At 59.3% G+C, this 20,774-nt stretch carries 20 protein-coding genes; 5 read left to right on the top strand and 15 right to left on the bottom strand.

The features are described 5' to 3' along the window. The first annotated feature begins 100 nt into the window (after nucleotides 1-100). Nucleotides 101-451 carry a terminase gene (locus FW796_RS09275; RefSeq protein ID WP_446439268.1) on the top strand — a complete coding sequence of 117 codons (351 nt, stop codon included), beginning with the start codon at nucleotides 101-103 and terminating at the stop codon, nucleotides 449-451. Nucleotides 452-455: 4 nt separating this feature from the next. Here the strand turns inward: FW796_RS09275 and FW796_RS09270 are convergent, their stop codons facing one another. From FW796_RS09270 to FW796_RS09260, 3 genes are all read right to left on the bottom strand, one after another. Next, nucleotides 456-1,253, bottom strand: coding sequence for an acyl-CoA thioesterase (locus FW796_RS09270; RefSeq protein ID WP_346632183.1), 798 nt, complete (start codon nucleotides 1,251-1,253; stop codon nucleotides 456-458). A 110-nt stretch (nucleotides 1,254-1,363) separates the two neighbouring features. Further along, complete coding sequence (locus FW796_RS09265) at nucleotides 1,364-2,131, bottom strand: CHAD domain-containing protein (protein ID WP_346632184.1); 768 nt, start codon at nucleotides 2,129-2,131, stop codon at nucleotides 1,364-1,366. 143 nt (nucleotides 2,132-2,274) lie between these two features. Beyond that, nucleotides 2,275-2,553, bottom strand: a complete 279-nt coding sequence (locus FW796_RS09260; protein ID WP_213665776.1) for a hypothetical protein — start codon at nucleotides 2,551-2,553, stop codon at nucleotides 2,275-2,277. A gap of 221 nt (nucleotides 2,554-2,774) precedes the next feature. On the opposite strand from FW796_RS09260, the gene FW796_RS09255 reads away from it, so the two are divergent. Further along, nucleotides 2,775-3,809: a patatin-like phospholipase family protein gene (locus FW796_RS09255; RefSeq protein ID WP_123727037.1), complete on the top strand. Its 1,035-nt coding sequence runs from the start codon at nucleotides 2,775-2,777 to the stop codon at nucleotides 3,807-3,809. Nucleotides 3,810-3,837: 28 nt separating this feature from the next. On the opposite strand, the gene FW796_RS09250 is transcribed toward FW796_RS09255, so the two are convergent. The 6 genes from FW796_RS09250 to kdpF all read right to left on the bottom strand — a co-directional run bounded on the left by FW796_RS09250 (nucleotide 3,838) and on the right by kdpF (nucleotide 11,835). Next, entirely contained in the window at nucleotides 3,838-4,533 is a 696-nt protein-coding gene (locus FW796_RS09250; RefSeq protein WP_346632185.1) for a response regulator, read from the bottom strand. A gap of 103 nt (nucleotides 4,534-4,636) precedes the next feature. Further along, complete coding sequence (locus FW796_RS09245; RefSeq protein WP_404937450.1) at nucleotides 4,637-7,288, bottom strand: DUF4118 domain-containing protein; 2,652 nt, start codon at nucleotides 7,286-7,288, stop codon at nucleotides 4,637-4,639. A gap of 74 nt (nucleotides 7,289-7,362) precedes the next feature. After that, a complete protein-coding gene (gene kdpC, locus FW796_RS09240; RefSeq protein ID WP_446439267.1) occupies nucleotides 7,363-7,908 on the bottom strand; it encodes a potassium-transporting ATPase subunit KdpC in 546 nt (181 codons plus the stop codon). A 36-nt stretch (nucleotides 7,909-7,944) separates the two neighbouring features. Then, nucleotides 7,945-10,023, bottom strand: coding sequence for a potassium-transporting ATPase subunit KdpB (gene kdpB, locus FW796_RS09235; protein ID WP_346632558.1), 2,079 nt, complete (start codon nucleotides 10,021-10,023; stop codon nucleotides 7,945-7,947). A gap of 16 nt (nucleotides 10,024-10,039) precedes the next feature. Further along, nucleotides 10,040-11,734: a potassium-transporting ATPase subunit KdpA gene (gene kdpA / locus FW796_RS09230; protein WP_404937452.1), complete on the bottom strand. Its 1,695-nt coding sequence runs from the start codon at nucleotides 11,732-11,734 to the stop codon at nucleotides 10,040-10,042. Nucleotides 11,735-11,745: 11 nt separating this feature from the next. Beyond that, complete coding sequence (kdpF, locus tag FW796_RS09225; RefSeq protein ID WP_016964080.1) at nucleotides 11,746-11,835, bottom strand: K(+)-transporting ATPase subunit F; 90 nt, start codon at nucleotides 11,833-11,835, stop codon at nucleotides 11,746-11,748. Nucleotides 11,836-12,178: 343 nt separating this feature from the next. Here kdpF and eat point away from each other — a divergent pair, with 343 nt between their 5' ends. Further along, a complete protein-coding gene (gene eat, locus FW796_RS09220; protein ID WP_346632189.1) occupies nucleotides 12,179-13,543 on the top strand; it encodes an ethanolamine permease in 1,365 nt (454 codons plus the stop codon). Between the two features lie 132 nt (nucleotides 13,544-13,675). Beyond that, a complete protein-coding gene (locus FW796_RS09215) occupies nucleotides 13,676-13,843 on the top strand; it encodes a DUF2897 family protein (protein WP_016964082.1) in 168 nt (55 codons plus the stop codon). 45 nt (nucleotides 13,844-13,888) lie between these two features. Here FW796_RS09215 and FW796_RS09210 read toward each other — a convergent pair whose 3' ends face one another. Next, nucleotides 13,889-14,740: an urea carboxylase-associated family protein gene (locus FW796_RS09210; protein WP_404937453.1), complete on the bottom strand. Its 852-nt coding sequence runs from the start codon at nucleotides 14,738-14,740 to the stop codon at nucleotides 13,889-13,891. A gap of 15 nt (nucleotides 14,741-14,755) precedes the next feature. Next, entirely contained in the window at nucleotides 14,756-15,409 is a 654-nt protein-coding gene (locus tag FW796_RS09205) for a GntR family transcriptional regulator (protein ID WP_404937454.1), read from the bottom strand. Between the two features lie 193 nt (nucleotides 15,410-15,602). Here FW796_RS09205 and FW796_RS09200 point away from each other — a divergent pair, with 193 nt between their 5' ends. After that, nucleotides 15,603-16,163, top strand: coding sequence for a TetR/AcrR family transcriptional regulator (locus FW796_RS09200; RefSeq protein WP_346632192.1), 561 nt, complete (start codon nucleotides 15,603-15,605; stop codon nucleotides 16,161-16,163). 23 nt (nucleotides 16,164-16,186) lie between these two features. On the opposite strand, the gene FW796_RS09195 is transcribed toward FW796_RS09200, so the two are convergent. The 4 genes from FW796_RS09195 to FW796_RS09180 all read right to left on the bottom strand — a co-directional run bounded on the left by FW796_RS09195 (nucleotide 16,187) and on the right by FW796_RS09180 (nucleotide 20,733). Then, entirely contained in the window at nucleotides 16,187-16,981 is a 795-nt protein-coding gene (locus FW796_RS09195) for an SDR family NAD(P)-dependent oxidoreductase (protein ID WP_446439266.1), read from the bottom strand. Nucleotides 16,982-17,185: 204 nt separating this feature from the next. Then, nucleotides 17,186-17,515 (bottom strand): ComEA family DNA-binding protein, encoded by a 330-nt coding sequence (locus tag FW796_RS09190; protein WP_346632194.1) that lies wholly within the window; start codon nucleotides 17,513-17,515, stop codon nucleotides 17,186-17,188. A 111-nt stretch (nucleotides 17,516-17,626) separates the two neighbouring features. After that, entirely contained in the window at nucleotides 17,627-19,621 is a 1,995-nt protein-coding gene (locus FW796_RS09185) for a polysaccharide biosynthesis protein (RefSeq protein WP_404937456.1), read from the bottom strand. A gap of 92 nt (nucleotides 19,622-19,713) precedes the next feature. Further along, nucleotides 19,714-20,733 (bottom strand): MraY family glycosyltransferase, encoded by a 1,020-nt coding sequence (locus tag FW796_RS09180; protein ID WP_404937457.1) that lies wholly within the window; start codon nucleotides 20,731-20,733, stop codon nucleotides 19,714-19,716. Nucleotides 20,734-20,774: the final 41 nt, after the last annotated feature.

Below are 20,774 nucleotides of genomic sequence, written 5' to 3'. Positions count from 1 at the left end.
ACCCACTGGCTATCGAACCGATAGCCAGTCTTGATTCGCCGCCAAACCGACTGCGCCCTATTCTTGGTTCATGAGTTTTCAAGCACTAAGGATGATCATCATGGGCAAACGTCACCCCAACCTCCCCGCCTGGCAATGGCGCGTCTACCCACAAAACCATCAGCATCCGACCAACCTGGTTTTGCACCTGATTGCCGTCCCCCTGTTTATCGTCGGTTTTCTGTTGATTGCTTCGGGAGTGTTCTCGCTGAGTTTCCTGAGCCTGGCCATTGGCGTGCTCGGAGTGCTGGCTGCCCTGGGTTTGCAGCGTCACGGCCATAGCCTGGAGGCACAAGCTTCCGAGCCCTTCAGTGATCGCAAAGATGCGGTACAACGCCTGCTGGTGGAGCAGTTCGTGACCTTTCCACGCTTTGTCCTCAGCGGTGCCTGGCGGCAACGCCACCGTCACTGAAGGCTCAGGCGAAGATGGTTACCGTCTGCCGGCTCAGGGCAATCAGTTGTCCCTCAGGACTCCACAACGCTGCGGCGGCGTGCCCGTAACCATCCCGGGCATGCTCGATTTCCACCCGGTACTTGCACCAGTCCAGGGTGCTGACTGACAACAACGGCTGGACGAATTCGATGGTCCAGGTCAGGGTGCTGCCCGCCGCAGGCTTGTTCAAATGCGGCAACAGGGCCGGCGGCCAGGCATCCACCAGCGCCAGGATATGCGCCTCGGTCACTGGTTCCTCCTTGACATCCCCACGCAGGCGTACCCAGCCCCCCATGTCCCGGGAACGGTTGCCAGTGAAGGGCATGCCGCCGATGCTCCAACGCATTGCCAGATGACGCATGAATTCCGGCGTCACGCCCTTGATGTAGGGCAGTTCCTGGCACTCATCCCAATGCTTCATCTCAGGCGCCGGTAGGGCGCCAACACTGACCGCAGACTCACGGGAAGCGCCAAAACTGCCCTGCACCAAGGTCACCACTTGGCCGTCCTGCATGGCGCGTCCCAGCACCTGGCTGACAGCCTTGCCTTCGCGCAGCACATCCACTTCAAAACTGACCGGTACATCCGGTGACACTGGACCGACAAAGGTGACCGCCAGGGAGCGTACTGGCCTGTCCAGCGGGACCTTTGCCCGCATCGCTTCGTACTGCAAGGCAACCACCAGGCCACCAAAACTGGCGCGCCCCTGAGCCCACTCGGCCGGAATGGTCAGCGCCTGGGGTTGGCCGCGTACGGCCTCAAGCAAATCGTAAAAACGCATGAAAACCTCGGGGGGGCAAAAAATAGACTCAGGGATCTTAACCAGCGTCGTAGAGCCGCACAGCCACTATTCCGGCCAAAGCAGCGGACAGATAAGCCGCACAACAGCGATCAGTTCCTGAAGCAAGCGCCGTGAAGCTTGTCCAGCACCTGGTCGGCGCGGGCCTGGGACTGGAGCATGGTTTTACGCCAAGTGGCTACACAGGGCAGCAAGTCCATCTGCTGTTCGGCCTGAGCCAGCCATTGCCAGCAATCATGCCAATCGCCCAGTGCTCCCTGGGCTGCCTTGAGGCGTTTCATGGCTTGGGGTGGCAAACGATCCAGTTCCGGGTAGGCATCAGCGGCGTAGCGCACACGCTTGATCAACAGTCGCAGGCGATGACGATCATGGGCAGGATCGCGCAACGCCTCTCCCAGGACTTTCCACTGCTTGGACAAGCGCTTTTCAATCTTTCCCCGTAAACCACGCAGCAGCCCCTGCCGCTCGGAAGCCCGTAGAAACCGCGGAAACGCATCCAGTACCAGGAACAACTGCGCCAACTGCGGCCCTGCTGCTATCGCCGAATACTCCCCGTCCAACTGGGCAATGCGATGCTCGGCGGCAGCATGCAGACCATGCTGATGCAGATAGGCCGCCAGCACTTCACGGTCACGAATCGGCGTCGTCAGCTGTCCAACCGCACTGGCCGCGGCCTCCAACTGCTCGACACCGGGCAAACCGCGCAGTGGACGCAACAAGCTGCGCAAGCGGCGCACAGTAATACGCAAATCGTGCAGTGCCTCGGCATCGGTGACGGCAGACAGGCGCGCCTGACAAGCCAGCAAGCTCACTTCCAGGCCCAGGATCTGAGCCACCAATCGATCAACCAAGGCAGACATCTGGCTTTCCCCAACACGGCTCACAAGCCCGACATGGGCTTATCCGACTCAAGAATGGCACCCCAGGCCCAAGAACGGCATTGCGCCAGGTCATTCGGGTCCGGGGTGGTGATTGACCGCTTCAGCGTAGCGGCTGGCGCGGCTCAGCGCCCGGCGCGGGACTCACGAATATAGAAGCGCGCCTTCTCGGCTTTCTTGGTGCAACCTTCAAAGGCTTCGAATTGCTGCTGAGTCTTGGCGCCGGTCAGCAACGACAAGGCCTTGGAGTAACTCACAGTGCCGGCGAAGCCTTCGGCCTTGGCCAGGTCCAGTTCGTGCCAGGCGGCGTCCAGCTGAGTGCCGCAGCTGTCGCGGTAGGCGGTCTTGCCTGCACAACCGGTCAGTACCAATGCCATCAGGGGCAAGCAGATCCAGGCTTTCATCAATGACACCTCAAGAAAAGAAAACAGTCGTACAGGTTAAGACGATCACAGCGTAAAAAAGTGCCTGACTCATCCCTTGGAAAATATAGCCGCAGGAGCATAGCCGCACGGCCCGAGACCCCCTAGGAAAAAACACCGGGCAGGTCCGGCCTCGTATCAGCAATTGAACCCCGGGGCGCTATGGGTGCATTGTTGCAACCTGTTTGGCGAAGGGACGAATCATGAACAAACGTGTCGCATTGGTCCTCGGCTCGGGGGGCGCTCGCGGGTACGCCCATATCGGGGTCATCGAGGAAATCGAAAGACGCGGGTATGACATCGCCTGCATCGCCGGTTGCTCCATGGGCGCCGTGGTGGGCGGCATCTACGCCGCAGGCAAGCTCGCCGAGTATCGGGAGTGGATCGAAAGCCTGGATTACCTCGATGTACTGCGCCTGGTGGACGTGAGCTTCCGCCTGGGGGCGATTCGCGGCGAGAAAGTCTTTGGCCAGATCCGCAAGATCGTCGGAGAAGTGAATATCGAAGACCTGCGCATTCCCTACACCGCAGTAGCCACCGACCTGACCAACCAACAGGAAATCTGGTTCCAGGAAGGCTGCCTGCATCAAGCCATGCGCGCGTCCGCAGCCATCCCCAGCCTGTTCACCCCGGTGATGCAGGGCAACCGCATGCTGGTGGACGGCGGTCTGCTCAACCCGCTGCCGATCGTGCCGGTGGTCTCCAGCCATTGCGACCTGATCATCGCAGTCAACCTCAACTCCACCAACCAGCGCCATTATCAGTTGCCGGTGATCCAGCGCCCACCGGCGTTCAAAAGCCGCTTCGACAGCCTGATCAACTCCCTGGGTTCGCACTTGCCATTCCGGCGCAAACAGGCCGAGCAACTGTTGCTGCTCGAACAGGAAGCCTTCAAGAGCGAAGCCGCCGAGATCAATCCCTGGGTCGAGGGTGCCGAACCGGAATCCCAGCAACCGGCGGCTGCACCAGAAACTGACGGTGCCCCAAAGTCCGCCAGCGGTTCGTTCATCATCGACAACGTCGGTCCGGCCTCGCTACTGGACTTGGTGAACCAGAGCTTCGAGGTGATGCAGACGTCCCTGGCCCAGTACAAGATCGCCGGCTACCCACCGGACATATTGATCAACGTGCCTAAGCGCGTGTGCCGGTTCTTCGAGTTCTACAAGGCCCCGGAACTGATCGCCCTGGGTCGGGAAATCGCCAGCGACACCCTGGACCGCTACGAACAGGAACAGTAGCAAGCCCCGATATTCCGGGCCCTGAGGCTCAGGGCTCTCCCCCCAAGAGACGGTAGCCAACCCCCGCCTCGGTAACGATGAACCGTGGCTGGGTCGGATCATCCGCCAGTTTCTGGCGCAAATGCCCGACCACGATCCGCAGGTAATGGCTGTCCTCAGTGTGGGTCGGCCCCCAGATGTCCTTGAGCAGCTGCTGCTGGGTGATCACCCGCCCGGGGTGTCGTGCCAGTTGCGCCAGCACGGCGTACTCCTTGCGCGTCAGGGCCACTTCCTGGCCATCCAGCAATATCCGACGGTAGGCCAGGTCCACCGTCAGCGGCCCCACCTGCAATGCCGCTTCCTGTACCTCCCCCGCCGGCGCCTGGCGCAACAGGGCGCGGATGCGTGCCAGGAACTCCTGGATGCCGAAAGGCTTGGTCACATAATCGTTGGCGCCACCGTCCAGGGCTTCGACCTTCTGCACCTCGCTGGCACGTACCGAGAGCACCAGCACCGGTACCGTCGACCACTCGCGAAACTCGCGCAGTACCTGCTGGCCATCCATGTCCGGCAGCCCCAGGTCGAGCACCAGCAAGTCGGGCTTGTTCAGCGCCGCCTGGGCCAGGCCCTCGGTACCGGTACCGGCTTCAATCACTTTGTATCCTTGGGACGCCAAGCTGATGCGCAGGAACTTGCGGATCTGCGGCTCGTCGTCGATGACCAGGATGGTCGCGGTCTGGCTCATGGTTTCAATTCAAGACAAATAAGAGGCAAAAGAGTAGCGCAAGGCTGCTCCGGTAATCCGGGTAGCGCTTGCGGTGCGAGGCGTGACTGCGTTCTACAGGTATTCACAGATCCTGCTCAAGCTCCGGCTGGGTTTGCAATGGCAAGTGCAAGGCGATGCAAGTGCCATGGCCGTCAATACCGTCGGCGACACTGATATGCCCGCCGTGGGCGCCAACCATGCCCTGACAGATCGCCAGCCCCAGTCCCGTTCCGTGCCCGCCCCGATCGCCACGGGCAGCGGTGTAGAACATGTCGAAGATCTTCGCCCGCTCGTCCTCGGGAATCCCCGGGCCCTCATCGCTGACGGCAAAACTCAATTCGTGCTCATCGGCACTGACCTTGAGTTGCAGGCGACCCTGGTTTGGCGAAAAGCGCGCTGCGTTCTCCAGGACATTGACCAGTGCCTGCTCGATCAGGGCGGCATGCACATGGAGCAACGGCAGGTCTGGTGGCAATTCGGTGCTCACCTGCAGCGGCGCCAGCACCGCACGCAGGCGGTTCAGGGCACTGCCGACTATGTCCCCCGGCGCAACCCAGTCGCGAGCCAGTTTCAACGCGCCATGGCCGAGCCGGGTCATGTCCAGCAAGTTCTGGATGTAGCGATCCAGGCGCTCGGCCTCATCCCGGGTGCCTTCCAGGAGTTCTCGCCGGTCTTCCAGGGGAATCGCCTCCCCCAGCGCCAACAGGCTGTCGATGCTGCCGCGCATCGAGGTCAGCGGTGTGCGCAGATCGTGGGACACCGAGGCCAGCAAGGCACTGCGTAACTGCTCGGTTTCACCGTGCAGTCGCGCCGCCTCCAGATCCTCCGCCAGGCGCGCCCGGGCCAGCGCCTGGGCCAGGGGCTGGCTGAGGGCGGTGAGCAAGCGGCGCCGCTGGCCACTGAACTCTTCGCCTTCCCTGGGACACACACCCAACAAACCCAAGGGGCCGTCGTCCACCGACAATGGCCACCACCACCAGCGCCCGAAGGGCAAGGTCCCGGTTCCCAGCCCCGCGGGCTGATCGTGCTGCCAGGCCCAATCGGCCGCCGCACGTTCAGCCTCGGAGAACTGCGGCGAGCCACCGGTTTCGACTTTCCAGCCGCCTTGCCCGTCGCGATTGAGCAGACAGATACGCAACTCGTCACGCCCATTCAGGTGCTGAGCTGCAGCACTGATCACCGCTTGCCGGTCAGTGGCAGCGGTGAGCTTGCGCGACAGGTCCAGCAGTTCACCGGTTTCCTCCTGGGTCTCGCGTAGGGCCTGCAATTGCCGCCGCTGGCGCGCCGCAAGGTTGCCGGTGAGCGCGGCCATGAGCAGGAAAAACAGCAAAGTCAGCACATCCTCTTCACGCTGGATGGCAAAGGAGAAACTCGGCGGGATAAACAGAAAGTCATAGCTCAGGAACGACAGCGCCGCGCAAGCCAGGGCCGGCCCCAGGCTGCTGCGCACGGCCACCAGCAACACCGCGGCAAGAAACACCAGAGAGATGTTCGGCAACGGCAGCACACTGGCCACCCCCCAGGCCAGGGCACTGGCCAACACGGTCGCCAACAGCGCCAGGGCATAGTCGAACCACAGCAGCGAGTGCTTGGCCCGCAAGCCCGGCTGATGGGGTTGCGGCTCGCTGTCCAGGACATTGATTTCCAGGCCATCGGCATTACGCAAGAGGCGCGCCGCCAGGCCGCCACCAAACCAGCGCCGACGCCAGCGGCGGCTGGATTGCCCCACCAGCAACAAACTGGCGCGGCGTTCGCTGGCGTGCTGGATCAGGGTTTTGGCCACCTCGCCAGCCCGCAGCAGGACCACCTCCCCTCCCAGGCGCTCCGCCAGTTGCTGCGCCGCCTGCAAGCGCAGACGCGACTGCTCGTCCCGCAGCCGACCGTTGTCCACATGCACCAGGCTCCAGGGCAGATGCCGACGCTGAGCCACACGACTGGCATGCCGCACCAGGCGCTCGGCCTGGGCATCGCCGTCAATGCCCACCAGCAAACGTCCACGCACCGCCGGGGCCGCTTGCCCCAATTGGCGATAGCCCAGGGCCAGGTCGTTATCCACCTGAGCCGCAGCGGTCTGCATCGCCAACTCCCGCAACGCGGTGAGATTGGTCTGGGTGAAAAAGGCGTCGATGGCCGCCCGCGCCTGCTCCGGTACATAGACCTTGCCGTCCCGCAGGCGCTCCAGCAGCTCTCGCGGCGGCAGGTCCACCAGCAGCAATTCGTAGGCTTCCTGCAGCACCCAGTCGGGCAGCGTCTCGCGGACCTGGACTCCGGTGATGCCACGCACCTGATCGTTGAGGCTCTCCAGGTGCTGGACATTGACCGTGGTGAACACGTCGATACCCGCCGCCAGCAGCTCCTGGATATCCTGCCAGCGCTTGGCATGCCGGCTGCCCGGAGCATTGCTGTGGGCCAGTTCGTCCACCAGTACCAGCTTGGGCCTGGCCTTCAACAGGCCGTCCAGGTCCATCTCTTCGAGCAGCACCCCGCGGTATTCCGAGCGTACCAGGGGCTGCTGTGGCAAGCCGCTGAGCAGCGCTTCGGTTTCGGCACGACCATGGGTTTCCACCACCCCGGCGAGCACTTTGACCCCTTGGCGCATTTGCGTGTGGGCGGCCTGGAGCATGGCGTAGGTCTTGCCGACGCCGGGAGCGGCGCCAAGAAAGACCTTGAGCCGGCCGCGGCCATCCCGGGGCAGATCAGCAAGCAGCGCGTCGGCGCGGCCGGAATCACTCATGGGTTATCTCTCTGCAACAAAACATTCAGTTCAATCCGCACTCTAGACGCTGTCACCCATACCAACAGCAGCGGTTACAGATTCTCCAGGGCCTGATTCAGGGCCAGTACATTGACCACCGGCGGCCCCACCAGCGGCCGCTCGGTATGAGCCTGCACCAGCGCCTCTAGCTTGGCCGCCGGCAGATTGCGCGCCGCCGCGACCCGCGCCAGTTGATAGTCAATTGCCTCGGGTGGCAAGTGCGGATCAAGGCCACTGCCAGAGGTGGTCAGCAAGGCCAGTGGCACCGGCCCTTGACCTGGCACCTGGAGCTTTTGGGCATCGTCGATCACCCGCGTGGCCAAGGCCGGGTTGCTCGGCGCCAGGTTGCTGGCACCACTGGACACCGTGGCAAAGGCTCCCGCCGATGGGCGTGGATGAAACCAGGCATCGCCAACAAAATCCTGGGCGATCAGGGCCGAACCACGCACCTTGCCCTGGGCATCACGCACCAGGCTGCCATTGGCCTGGTCCGGGAATGCCACCTGGGCCACGCCGGTGACCACCAGTGGATAGGCCACGCCGGTAATCAGTGTCATCAACACAATCAGGCTCAAGGCCGGACGCAATACGCTAGTCATTTCTCTATCCTCGATTCATTCAATGCCGCAGGCGGGTTACACCAGGTGCAAGGCGGTCAGCAGCATGTCGATCAGCTTGATCCCGACAAAGGGCACTACTATCCCGCCCACACCGTAGATCAGCAGGTTGCGCCGCAGCAGGTGGGCGGCACTGGCGGCCTGGACCCTGACCCCGCGCAACGCCAGAGGGATCAGCACCACGATGATCAGGGCGTTGAATACGATCGCCGAGAGAATCGCGCTCTGCGGGCTGGTCAGGTGCATGATGTTGAGCACACCCAGCTGTGGATAAATCGCCGCGAACAGCGCCGGCAGAATGGCAAAGTACTTGGCGACGTCGTTGGCGATGGAAAAGGTGGTCAAGGCGCCACGGGTCACCAGCAGCTCCTTGCCGATCTGCACCACGTCCAGCAGCTTGGTCGGATCACTGTCCAGGTCGACCATGTTGGCCGCCTCGCGGGCCGCCTGGGTGCCGTCGTTCATCGCCATGCCGACATCGGCCTGGGCCAGTGCCGGGGCGTCGTTGGCACCGTCGCCGCACATCGCCACCAGGCGCCCGTCGTTCTGCTCATGACGGATGCGCGCCAGTTTCTTTTCCGGCGTGGCTTCGGCCAGTACGTCGTCGACCCCGGCTTCGGCAGCGATGGCGGCAGCGGTCAGCGGGTTGTCGCCAGTCACCATGACAGTGCGAATCCCCAGCTTGCGCAACTCGGCGAAACGTTCGCGGATACCCGGCTTGACCACATCCTTGAGGTGAATGGCCCCGAGCATCCGGCCTTCGCCGCAGACCAGCAGTGGAGTACCCCCGCTCTGGGCGATCTTGTCGATTTCCCGGGACAGGGCCGGCGCCAGGTCGCTGCGTTTGAGGCCGACAAAGTTCAGCACCGAATCCACCGCCCCCTTGCGATAGATCCGGCCCTGGTAATCGACGCCGGACAGGCGGGTTTCCGCACTGAATGGCACAGCAGTCAAGACTTCACTGGCCGGTTCAGGCTGTGGATAAAGTTCACGCAGGTACTCGACGATGGATTTGCCTTCGGCGGTGTCATCCGCCAGGGAAGCCAGCAATGCCGCTTCGGCCAGTTCTCGTGCGTTCACGCCGGGAGCGGGATGAATGGCGCTGCAACGACGGTTGCCGAAGGTGATGGTGCCGGTCTTGTCCAGCAACAACACGTGCACATCCCCCGCGGCCTCCACTGCACGCCCGGATTTGGCGATCACATTGAGGCGTACCAGGCGATCCATCCCGGCAATACCGATGGCCGACAGCAGGCCGCCGATGGTGGTGGGAATCAGGGTCACCAATAGCGCCACCAGGAACACCAGCGGCAGGCTGCCATTGGCGAAGTGGGCGAAGGGCTGCAGGGTCACCACCACCAGCAGAAAGATCAGGGTCAGGCCGATCAGCAGGATATCCAGGGCCACTTCGTTGGGGGTCTTCTGGCGCTTGGCGCCTTCCACCAGGGCGATCATGCGATCCAGGGTCGACTCGCCGGGATTGCTGGTGATACGCACCAGCAGCCAATCGGAAACCAGCCGGGTGTTGCCGGTCACCGCTGAGCGATCGCCACCGGACTCGCGGATCACCGGCGCCGACTCACCAGTGATCGCCGCCTCGTTGACCGCGGCAATGCCCTCGATCACCTCGCCGTCTCCCGGGATCATTTCCCCGGCTTGGACCCGCACCACATCGCCTTTGCGCAGGTTGATCGCCGGCACCACCTGAAAGGTGCCTTCGCTGGTGCGACGACGAGCACTCAAGCCTTCGCTGCCGGCCTTGAGGCTGTCGGCCCGGGCCTTGCCACGACCCTCTGCCAGGGCTTCGGCAAAGTTGGCGAAGAGCACGGTGAACCACAGCCAGAGGGCAATCTGTGCCGCGACGAACGTCGGTACCGAAGTATCCGGCACGAAACACAGCACGGTGGTCAGGATCGCCGTCAACTCCACCACCAACATCACTGGCGAACGTTGCAACTGGCGAGGGTCGAGCTTGACGAAGGCCTGAATCAGCGCTGGGCGCCACAGGGCAGAGATCGCGGTACTCGAAGATTCGGCCTGGGTGCGCTTGGCCTTGGCGGCCGAATCAACAGCCTTGTTCGAGGCTGGAACATGCATATTCATCATCAGGTCCTCAGAAGCCCATGCTCAAGTGTTCAGCGATTGGGCCCAACGCCAGGGTCGGCAGGAAGGTCAGGCCGCCCACCAGCAAAATGGTCACGGTCAACAAAGCCACGAACAACGGGCCGTGGGTGGGAAAGCTGTTCTGGCCGATGGGTGCGGTTTTCTTCAGCCCCAGGCTGCCAGCCAGGGCCAGCACCGGCAGGATGTAGCCGAAACGTCCGATCAGCATGCCCAGGCCCAGCATCAGGTTATGGAAGGGGCTGTTGGCACTGAAGCCGCCAAAGGCCGAACCGTTGTTGGCGCTGGCCGAGGTGTAGGCGTACAGCAACTGGCTAAAACCGTGGGGTCCTGGGTTGCTGATGGCGGCGGCCGGGCCAGGCAGGCTGGCGGCCAGGGCACCGAGAACGAGAACGCCAATGGGCATCACCATCAGGGTCACCACCAGCAATTGCACTTCCTTGGCCTGAAGCTTCTTGCCCAGGTACTCCGGGGTGCGACCAATCATCAGCCCAGCCAGGAATACCGCGATCAACACGTTCAGCAACATGCCGTAGAGGCCGGCGCCAACCCCGCCGAAGATCACCTCACCCACCATCATGTTGATCAGCGCCACCATCCCGCTCAGGGGATTCAGGCTGTCATGCATGCCGTTCACCGAACCGTTGGACGCGGCCGTGGTGGTCACCGACCAGAGCACCGTGGCGGTCGTGCCGAAGCGCGCTTCCTTGCCTTCCAGAGGCGCCGCCTGCTCCACCGCAGCATTCTGCAGCGCCGGGTTGGGTTGATACTCCGCCCACAACGAGGTGGCGCCGCCAATCAGGAACAGGGCAAACATGCAGGCGATGATGGCGCGGCTCTGGCGCAGATCCTTGACGTAGTGGCCGAAAGTGAACACCAGGGCCACGGGAATCAGGATGATCGACACCAGTTCGAACAGATTGCTCCAGGCGCTGGGGTTCTCGAACGGGTGAGCCGAGTTGACACCGAAGAAGCCACCGCCGTTGGTACCCAACTGCTTGATGGCGATCTGGCTCGCCGCCGGACCCAGGGGAATCACCTGGTCGTTGCCTTGCAGGGTCAGGGCATCCACGTAGTGGGCAAAGGTCTGGGGCACGCCCTGCCAGACCAGGAACAGCGCCAGCAGCAAACACAGCGGCAGCAAGCCATAGAGGGTCGCACGAGTCATGTCGACCCAGAAGTTACCCAGGGTGCGCACCGAACGCCGGCCAATGCCGCGGCACAAGGCAACCAGCACCGCCAGCCCGGTGGCGGCGCTAACGAAGTTCTGCACGGTCAGGCCGACCATCTGGCTGAGGTAGCTCAGGGAAGCCTCACCGCTGTAGGACTGCCAGTTGGTGTTGGTCATGAAACTGACGGCGGTGTTGAATGCCAGGGTCCATTCCTGTCCCGGAAGATTCTGCGGGTTGAGCGGCAGATGATCCTGGAACAGCAGGATGGCAAACAGCAGGACAAAACCCGCCAGGTTGAAGGCCAGCAAGGCCAAGGTGTATTTCTGCCAGCTCTGCTCGTCCTGTGGATCGACCCCGGAAATCCGGTAGCACGCATGCTCCACCGGCCCCAGGACCGGGGTCAGCCAGGTGCGCTGGCCTTCCATGACCTTGTAGTAGAAACGTCCCAGCCAAGGCGCGGGCAATAGCACCAGGGCGAAGAAGGCGAGGAGCAGCCAATAGTCATAACTGTGCATAGCCGCAGCTCCTAGTTCCGATCCGCGCGCAGCAGCGCAACCAGTAGATAAACGAACAGGCCCACTGCCAGTAGCAGTGACACCGCATCCAGAATGTTCATGGAATGTCTCCGAGGTACGGCGATTGCCGCGAATGCAGCCATTGTCCGCAGGGTGCCTGTAAAGGAACGAGATCGACGGGGTGGGCGGCCCATAAAGAAAGCGTAAAGACTGGCTTTATGCGGCGTTTACCCGGGCGGCTGGAGGACGGTACCGGCAGCACCGATGCTCCCTTGCCCCAATGGGAGGCACCGGGATGCACCAGACTGATATCGATCGACGACAAAAAGCTGGGAAACATCCTCGATACGACAGCTTTCCTGGCTTTACGACGGCCGTCACGAGACTGGCATAGGCGCTGCACAGACCAGTCCCGAGCACTTCCAACCGTTCAGGGAGCAACCGATGAACACACAACTCAAGCCCACTTTGGGCACGTTGCATTTATGGGGTATTGCGGTCGGTCTGGTGATTTCCGGGGAATACTTCGGCTGGAGCTATGGCTGGGGCGTGGCCGGTACCCTTGGTTTCCTTGTGACCTCTTTACTGGTCGCCACCATGTATACCTGCTTTATATTCAGTTTCACCGAGCTGACCACGGCCATTCCCCATGCTGGAGGCCCCTTTGCCTACAGCCGGCGCGCCTTTGGTGAGAAAGGCGGCTTGATTGCCGGGTTGGCCACCCTGATCGAGTTCGTCTTTGCGCCTCCGGCCATTGCCCTGGCCATTGGCGCTTACCTGAATGTGCAGTTTCCGGCGCTGGACCCCAAGCATGCCGCGGTGGGTGCCTACCTCGTCTTCATGGGCCTGAACATTCTCGGGGTGAAACTGGCGGCCACCTTCGAACTGGTGGTCTGCGTACTGGCGGTGGCTGAGCTACTGGTATTCATGGGCGTGGTAGCACCGGCCTTCAGCTTCAGCAACTTCGCCCTCAATGGCTGGGCCGGAGCCGACACCTTCGGTGCCCCGGCGATTGCCGGGATGTTCGCCGCCATCCCCTTCGCTATCTGGTTCTTCCTGGCCATTGAGGGCGCGGCCATGGCCGCCGAAGAAGCCAAAGACCCCAAACGCACCATTCCCAAGGCCTATATCAGCGGCATCCTGACCCTGGTACTGCTGGCCATGGGGGTGATGTTCTTCGCGGGTGGCGTAGGTGATTGGCGTACCCTGTCAAATATCAACGACCCGCTGCCCCAGGCGATGAAAGCCGTGGTGGGTGACAGTTCCGGCTGGCTGCACATGCTGGTATGGATCGGCCTGTTTGGCCTCGTGGCCAGCTTCCACGGGATCATTCTCGGATATTCACGGCAGTTCTTTGCCCTGGCCCGTGCCGGTTATCTGCCTGCATCCCTGGCCAGGCTGTCACGTTTCCAGACGCCGCACCGGGCGATCATCGCCGGCGGCTTGATCGGTATCGCCGCGATCTACAGCGACGGCCTGATCAACCTGGGCGGCATGACCCTGACCGCCGCTATGATCACCATGGCGGTATTCGGCGCCATCGTGATGTACATCATGAGCATGCTCAGCCTGTTCAAATTGCGCCGGGCCGAACCGGACCTGCCACGCAGCTTCCGCGCCCCGGGCTACCCGCTGGTACCCGCCATCGCACTGGCCCTGGCGCTGGTGTGTCTGGTGGCCATGGCCTGGTTCAACGCACTGATTGGCCTGATCTTCCTCGGCTTCATGGTGCTGGGTTTCATTTACTTCCAGCTCACCGCACAACTGCGGGCCGATGCCCCGGCGGATGCCATGCTCACCGGTTTGTAAGCATAGAGCGCTACTGGCCAGAACAATCAGGCATACAATGGAACCAGTGCGAAACGCTTTAACTCAAAGCATTACAGGCAGTCCCGAGGGCGAACCTTCGCCCTCGGGAAACTGCCGTTCAAGGAGAGCCCTATGCCCTGGTATGCCTGGTTGATTCTGGTGGTTGCTATCGGTTCGATCGTCGGCGGCTTGATGATGCTGCGCGACACCGCCAACAAGGTGGAGCTGACTGATGAGCAACGTAAACGCGTAGCCGAACGCAACGCGGAAATGGATGCCAAGGAAGCGCGGGATCGTTGAGCCCGTCAGCCCCTTCGTCCAACGCTGAAGGGGCTGTTCAAGGCTCTACTTTTCCCATTCGGCCTTGGCGATGTGCAAGCCGTGCTGACCGTTGTAGGCCGCCCGTTCCGGCTGGCTCCAGCCTTCGAGCAGTAACTCTTCGAGACGATAGATTTCCACCCCCAGTGGACGGCACACACTCAAAGGGTCCTGAGCCTCGGGGCCCCACATAGGCAAGGAAAGATCGCCCCCCGGGCAGGTCGACAGTGCACACAGCAGGTCGATTTCGGCAAAGAACTCCAGATAGTCACCCTTCTGCGCCGGGCAGGCCTTCATGAAATACATGTCGTCATGATTAAGGCCGGTGCACTGAAAAATATTCAATACGTCATGTACGTCGAACTCGGTCAGGCCATGGGGCAGGACCGCCCGCGTCAGGTTGGAATGGCAGTGATGATGAAAATCCTCGCCTGTAAGCATTCGATTCACATAAGGATCGCAACGGGTGCCCAATAAATCGTGCAGGCGCCCGCCATGCTCGTCGATGCCATAATTCGCCAGGCTGTCATCGGTGATCGTGACCAGTGGCCGTAAGAAAGGCAGGTTCGACCAGAGCCGATCATGGGTGCTGACATGGGCTCCCTGGAGTTGCCGAGTACGTGCGGCCCATAGACGTTCCCGCGGGTCATTGGCATTCCAGACGTTGAAGTCACCCACTTGCGGGCCTGCCGGCGTGGTCACTCGAAACACATGACCGGCGGGCACCTTCCAGGCCCGGCCGGTACGGATCGGAACCTCGAACTGCTCAATCAGCGTACGTTGTGCCCGGTTATCACGGATACGTTCATAAAAGGTCGTATCCACCTGCAGCGCCGAACCTTTGCTGACCTGATAAGCCGCTGGATAGTCTTTGTACATGGGTATGGCCCTCACTCAGTGACGGAAGGATTGACTGAACATATTCAGCAGCAGGCGCTCGGAGTCATCCAGGTATGCCTCCATTGCCTCGCCGGCGCGGGCCTTGTCACCCTCCACCAGCCATTGGTAAATCTGCCGGTCACGAACCAGCCAGGGCGCCTGGAACAACGCTTCATCCGGCGCCGCACAAAACACCAGACGCAATTGCGCCACTACATTGGTGAAAAACTCATCGAACAGGGGGGAATCCAGTAGCCCCACCACCTGCTGATGAAAGCGCAAACCATGGGTACCGACAGCACGCCAGTCCTCACGCTCCCTGGCCAGTTCGGCCGCCTCGATGGCATCGAGCATCCGATCGGTCTGGCTCTCACTCAGCGGCCTTGCACTGGCGATCGCCTGCAACTCCAGAGTCCGACGCACTCGGAACAGATCCCTTACCTCATCACTGCTCAGGCGTCTGACCACAACGCCCTTATGACGGACATAGTGGGTCAACCCCTCCTGGCCCAAGCAGTGCAAAGCTTCACGTATGGTGTTGCGGGAAGCGTTGTAGATGTTGACCAACTCGCTCTCCACCAACGGCATGCCAGGCGACAGGCGACCACCGATAATGTCCCCACGCAGCTCCACCCTAATCTGGTCTGCCAGGGATAAACCGCTGCTCATGGAAATACCTCGAGTATTGTTCAACAATTCGTGATCAAACCTTAGTCACTTATCGTGCCAACTCCTGATAACCCTTCCACACCCTCCATACCTGTCGGAAAGCTGTAAATACGCAAAAAACCCCACTGATAAGTAGGGACAAGATCTGATGATCCTTGGTTAAAATAGCGCTCTAGTTGTGGAGGTTTCTCAAATGCGTTATTCAGCAGACCATAAAGCTCAGACACATCAACGCATTATCAAAGAAGCTTCGGAACGTTTTCGTCGTGATGGAATAGGGGGAACAGGTTTACAACCCCTGATGAAGGCCCTGGGCTTGACCCATGGTGGTTTCTACTCCCACTTCAAGTCCAAGGATGATCTGGTAGAAGAAGCCCTTTGCGCAGCAGCACAAGACCTTGACGCCCACTGCGCAGCACTGTTCGCACAAGAACAGCCTTTGCAAGCGTTTATCGACAACTATCTTTCCGAGTGGCACCGCAGCTCACCTCATCAAGGCTGCCCCCTACCAACCATGAGCTCGGAACTCGGCCAGCGCGGCCAACCCAGCCCCACAACCGATGCTGTGCTCAATGCCAGGCTCGCCCAAGTGGAAGCGACCCTGCAAGGTGGAGATAAGGCGCAACGCAGCCTGATGATCATGTCGACCCTGGTGGGAGCGTTGATGCTATCGCGCAGCGTGGAAAATCCTGAACTGGCGGTACAGATACTGGAGGTCGTCAGTGAGGGCCTGAAGAAACAGGAGCGGGAATAATACAATCCGCTCCAAGCTCCCCCTTACTTGTAACGCGCGGCGGCACTGTTCCTGGAAAGATTGGGAGCCAAGGCCAGTCGTGCGGCCACCAGCGCTTGCCAATCCGCCGGGTCGGGAAGCGAAGGCAGCGTGATCAACTCTCCCTGGTCGAAACCACTCAATGCCGCGTCCACCATCTCAGCCGCCTCCATCACCATCTCTGGCGGGATGGCCGTTGCATCCAGGCCTGAACGCTCCCAGATCTCGGTACGGGTAACCCCGGGCAAGACCGCCTGAACCTGAACGCCACTGTCTTTCAACTCAGTCTGCAGCGACTGAGTCAGACTGAGCACGTAAGCTTTGGTAGCACTGTAAGTTGCATTGAAGCGCTCAGGGATTAACGCCACCACCGAGGCAATATTGATGATCGCCCCTCGCCCAGCCGCGGAAAAACTCGTCGCGGCCACTCCAGCCAGACGAGTCAAGGCCAACACATTGAGCTGGATCATGCGCTCCATCTGATCCAGATCGGCGCCGGCCAAAGGCCCGTTGGCAGCCACGCCCGCATTGTTCAGCAGCAAGCTGATGCCTGGGTCTTCACGCAACCGTTGCTCTACCTTCAACAGGTCATCCTTGAGCGTCAGATCCGCCTTCAATACCTCAACCTGAACCTGATACCTAGTACTGAGGGCTGCGGCTGCCGCCCGCAAACGGCCCTCATCCCTGGCGACCAGTAGCAAATCGAAATCCCGCGCCGCCAAACGTTCAGCGTAAATTGCACCGATACCGGATGACGCACCGGTAACCACCGCCGTACCTTGGGATCGAACCGAACTCATAGCAGTGCTCCTGACAATACTTGAAAGTAATGAACGCCTCCGATTGGAAGATCCGGCGAACGAAAAAACATTACACCTATAATATTTTTACGACACCATGAAAAAAATCTAACCCAGTGATACAGATTCACTGCCAGGCTCCAAATCCGCCCTGAAATGCAGAAGGCCGGTCAGTGACCGGCCTTCGACTGCTACTGGATCAGGTCAGTTGACGACGAGCTTGTCTCGATTGCGCTCCAGAATAGTCTTGCCGATACCTTTGACCTCCAGCAGTTCATCCACCGAAGCAAAGGGACCGTTCTCTTCACGATAAGCGACAATCGCCTTGGCCTTGGCCTCGCCAATACCAAAAAGCTCGCGCTGCAGGACAGCCATATCGGCAGTATTAAGGTTGATTTTGCTGACTTGAGGTGTTGCCTGCTCTACTGCCTCAGGAGCTGCAGCTTGCGCCTTGACGACAGGCGCTGCTTGAGCTGCGAGCGAAAGGCTGGCTAGAAAGGCAAAGATCAGCGAGAAGAAATAAGAGTTACGCATAGTGACGCTCCATGACATCGAGTAAGGAAAGCAGCTTTTCCGAAGCTGCCTTCCAAACCTAGGTGATGCCGCAGGCAAGTCAAAAGCAGGAGGGTTACCGGTTGTGTAGATTCAAGGCTTAAGACGCCGTTGTTGATAAACCCAGTCGACGATTTCACCGTCCGGTGTATAACCACTCACCGTCTCACGAAGCAGTTGTCGAACTCTTGCATAATCATCTGACTCAAGCGCAGCAAGGAGTTCGCTGAGCTTGGCCTTGAGCACATCCCAAGACAGATGATCCTCATTAGCGCTCATGATCATTGGGTGTTGCGTGGCCACTACGTTGTCACCAATCAGCAACTCTTCGTAAAGCTTTTCACCGGGACGAAGGCCGGTGAACTCGATGGCGATATCGCCGTGAGGATTTTTTTCCGAGCGGATGCTCAGCCCGGATAGATGAATCATTTTTTCTGCCAACTCGACAATTTTCACTGGCTCGCCCATATCCAGCACAAATACATCACCGCCCTGCCCCATCGATCCAGCCTGGATCACCAACTGAGCGGCCTCCGGAATAGTCATGAAATAACGCGTAATCTTCGGATGAGTAACCGTTAACGGACCACCTGATTTGATCTGTTTGTGGAACAGTGGAATGACCGAGCCTGAGGAGCCCAATACATTACCGAAGCGCACCATGGTGAAACGAGTTTTATTTACCCTCGAAATATTTGAAGAGTCATTGAACAACACTGGCGCCACTTCTTCGCTCAACGCCTGAAGAGTGAGTTCCGCCAAACGCTTGGTGCTACCCATTACGTTAGTTGGGCGAACAGCCTTATCAGTGGAAATCAGTACAAAGTTAGCTACGCCGGATTGCAACGCGGCCTGCGCGGTATTGAGCGTACCCATCACATTATTAAGCACGCCTTCGGCAATATTATGCTCCACCATAGGTACGTGCTTATAAGCAGCAGCATGATAAACCGTCTCGACACTCCAGGTTTTCATGACAGACAACAGCTTTTCGTAGTTACGCACAGAGCCTAAGATCGGGAGCAGTTTTACAATACGCGCCTCTCTCGACACACGCTGTTCAAGCTCAGACAAAATACTGTATAGATTGAACTCACTATGATCGAGCAGTATCAGAGTGGTGGGGCTCAAGGACAGAATCTGTCGACAAAGCTCGGATCCAATAGAGCCCCCCGCACCTGTCACCAGAACAGTTCTCCCTTTTATACAGTGCGCTAACAAATCGCCTTGAGCAGGCACAGAGTCACGTCCAAGCAAGTCCGCGATGTCTACCTCTTGAATGTCATCGACCTTCACTCGTCCGCTGGCCAAATCCATGAAACCAGGAACACTTCGAACATGAAGGGGGAAACCTTCCAGATAACCCAGAATCTCTCTGCGGCGACTACGAGTGGACGAAGGGATAGCCAGAAGTATCTCTTCCGCACCTGTTTCGTCGATCATCTGTTGCAAATGCTTGGGTTTGTATACTTGTAGTCCCGCGATCATCCGGTCAGCGATGCTGCTGTCATCGTCGATAAATGCCACCGGACGCATCAGTCGCCCCAATCGCAACGCTGCTACCAGCTGATTGCCCGCCGCGCCTGCACCATAAATGGCTACCTTGGGTAAACCATCATCCCGATTGGTGAACGGCACATGCTGGGCTGTAGTGAACCAATCCCCCAGAAAGTACTGGCGCATAGCAAGCCGAAGCCCACCGATCATTACCATACTCAACCACCAATAGTTGAACACGATTGAGCGTGGCACCACAGTTTGATGATTGCTATACAGATAAACGACCAAAGCAAGAACCAAGGCCGACAGCGTCACAGCCTTAACTATTGCAATAAGGGCATCGTTACCAAAATAGCGCATGACCGCACGATACATTCCGAACCGTACAAACAAAGGTATGGCAACGACGGGTGCGCTAGCAAAGAGCCAGAAATGCACAATAAAGGGATTGTTCAGGTCATCAAAGCCCAACCGAACGACAAACGCCATCCATAACGCAGTCCACACCAAAAAAATGTCGGTGATGACTTGCAGGACTCGCTTCTGTCGACGTGGAAGCCTTAACAGACATGTTCGTATTTTATCCATAATCTCTTTTTTCGAACCCCGGCCTCTTGCCTCGATCTATGTTACACACTGATGCGGAGCACTCACTTCCCTACCCCTGGCATCGAGCCTTATCAGCCGGTTTTCTCCAACTCCCCCGCATGAAACCGGATAGCAAGGACCACCAAAGGCGCATAAGCCAGCACCAGTCCAATACTACCATCCAAGTCGAAAAGCCCCACGCACATGGCAATTGGCAGCAGCCAAAGGACGTTGATGACCATGACTGCCAGAGTCACCGGCAGATGTCGACCAAACTGACGGGAGGCAAACTGATAAGCATGGCTACGATGAGCCTCATAAACTTTATCTCCACGTAACAATCTACGAATCAGAGTAAAAGTCGCATCAACGATGAATACTCCAAGAAGAATCAACCAAACCCAAAGAAAACGTGAGGAGGTCCAAGCAGCCTGTACTGAAAACACACCTAAAATAAGCCCGAGAAAACCACTGCCCGCATCTCCCATAAAAATGCGCGCGGGAGGAAAATTCCAATAAAGGAATCCCAATACTGCTACGGCTAATAGCAGTGGCATCCAGATCAACGATATGTCTCCGGCCAACCAATAGATAACGCATGCGCCAAGACATGCGCTCACTGCCTGCACGCTAGCTATTCCATCAATACCATCCATGAAGTTATATAGATTAAGCATCCAGACTAGATAGAAAACAGCGAAAAAATGACCAACCCATGAAAGGTTGAAGTCAACCCCCAGCAACTGTACAGGAGGCAAACCACCCAGCCAGGCCAACGCCCAAATCGAGGCAAAAAAATGAGCAAGTAGCCTCCAACGTGCGGCTATATGTCCATGATCATCCAGAAAACCAATCACAGCAGTCAGCGCACCCGCTCCCCATAGAGACCAAATATACGGCCAAGGCACATCAGCAATAAAAGTCAGAAGAGGACTGGCTACAAGAAAACTCAAGACAATTGCAACCCCGCCCCCTCTTGGGGTAGGCACCGAATGAGAGCTACGGTTATTGGGAATATCCATCAGGCTGCGGGCTAGCGCATAGCGCCGTAGCACCCAAGTCAACAAAAGCGAAATGCCGAGCACCGCCAACATCAACCACCAGATTGCCATGTATATTTTTTTCCCTAATTCAAAACAAGAGAGCAACTACA

The organism is Pseudomonas sp. 910_21 (genome assembly GCF_052850735.1).
This window is presented reverse-complemented; position numbering and strand designations above follow the sequence as displayed.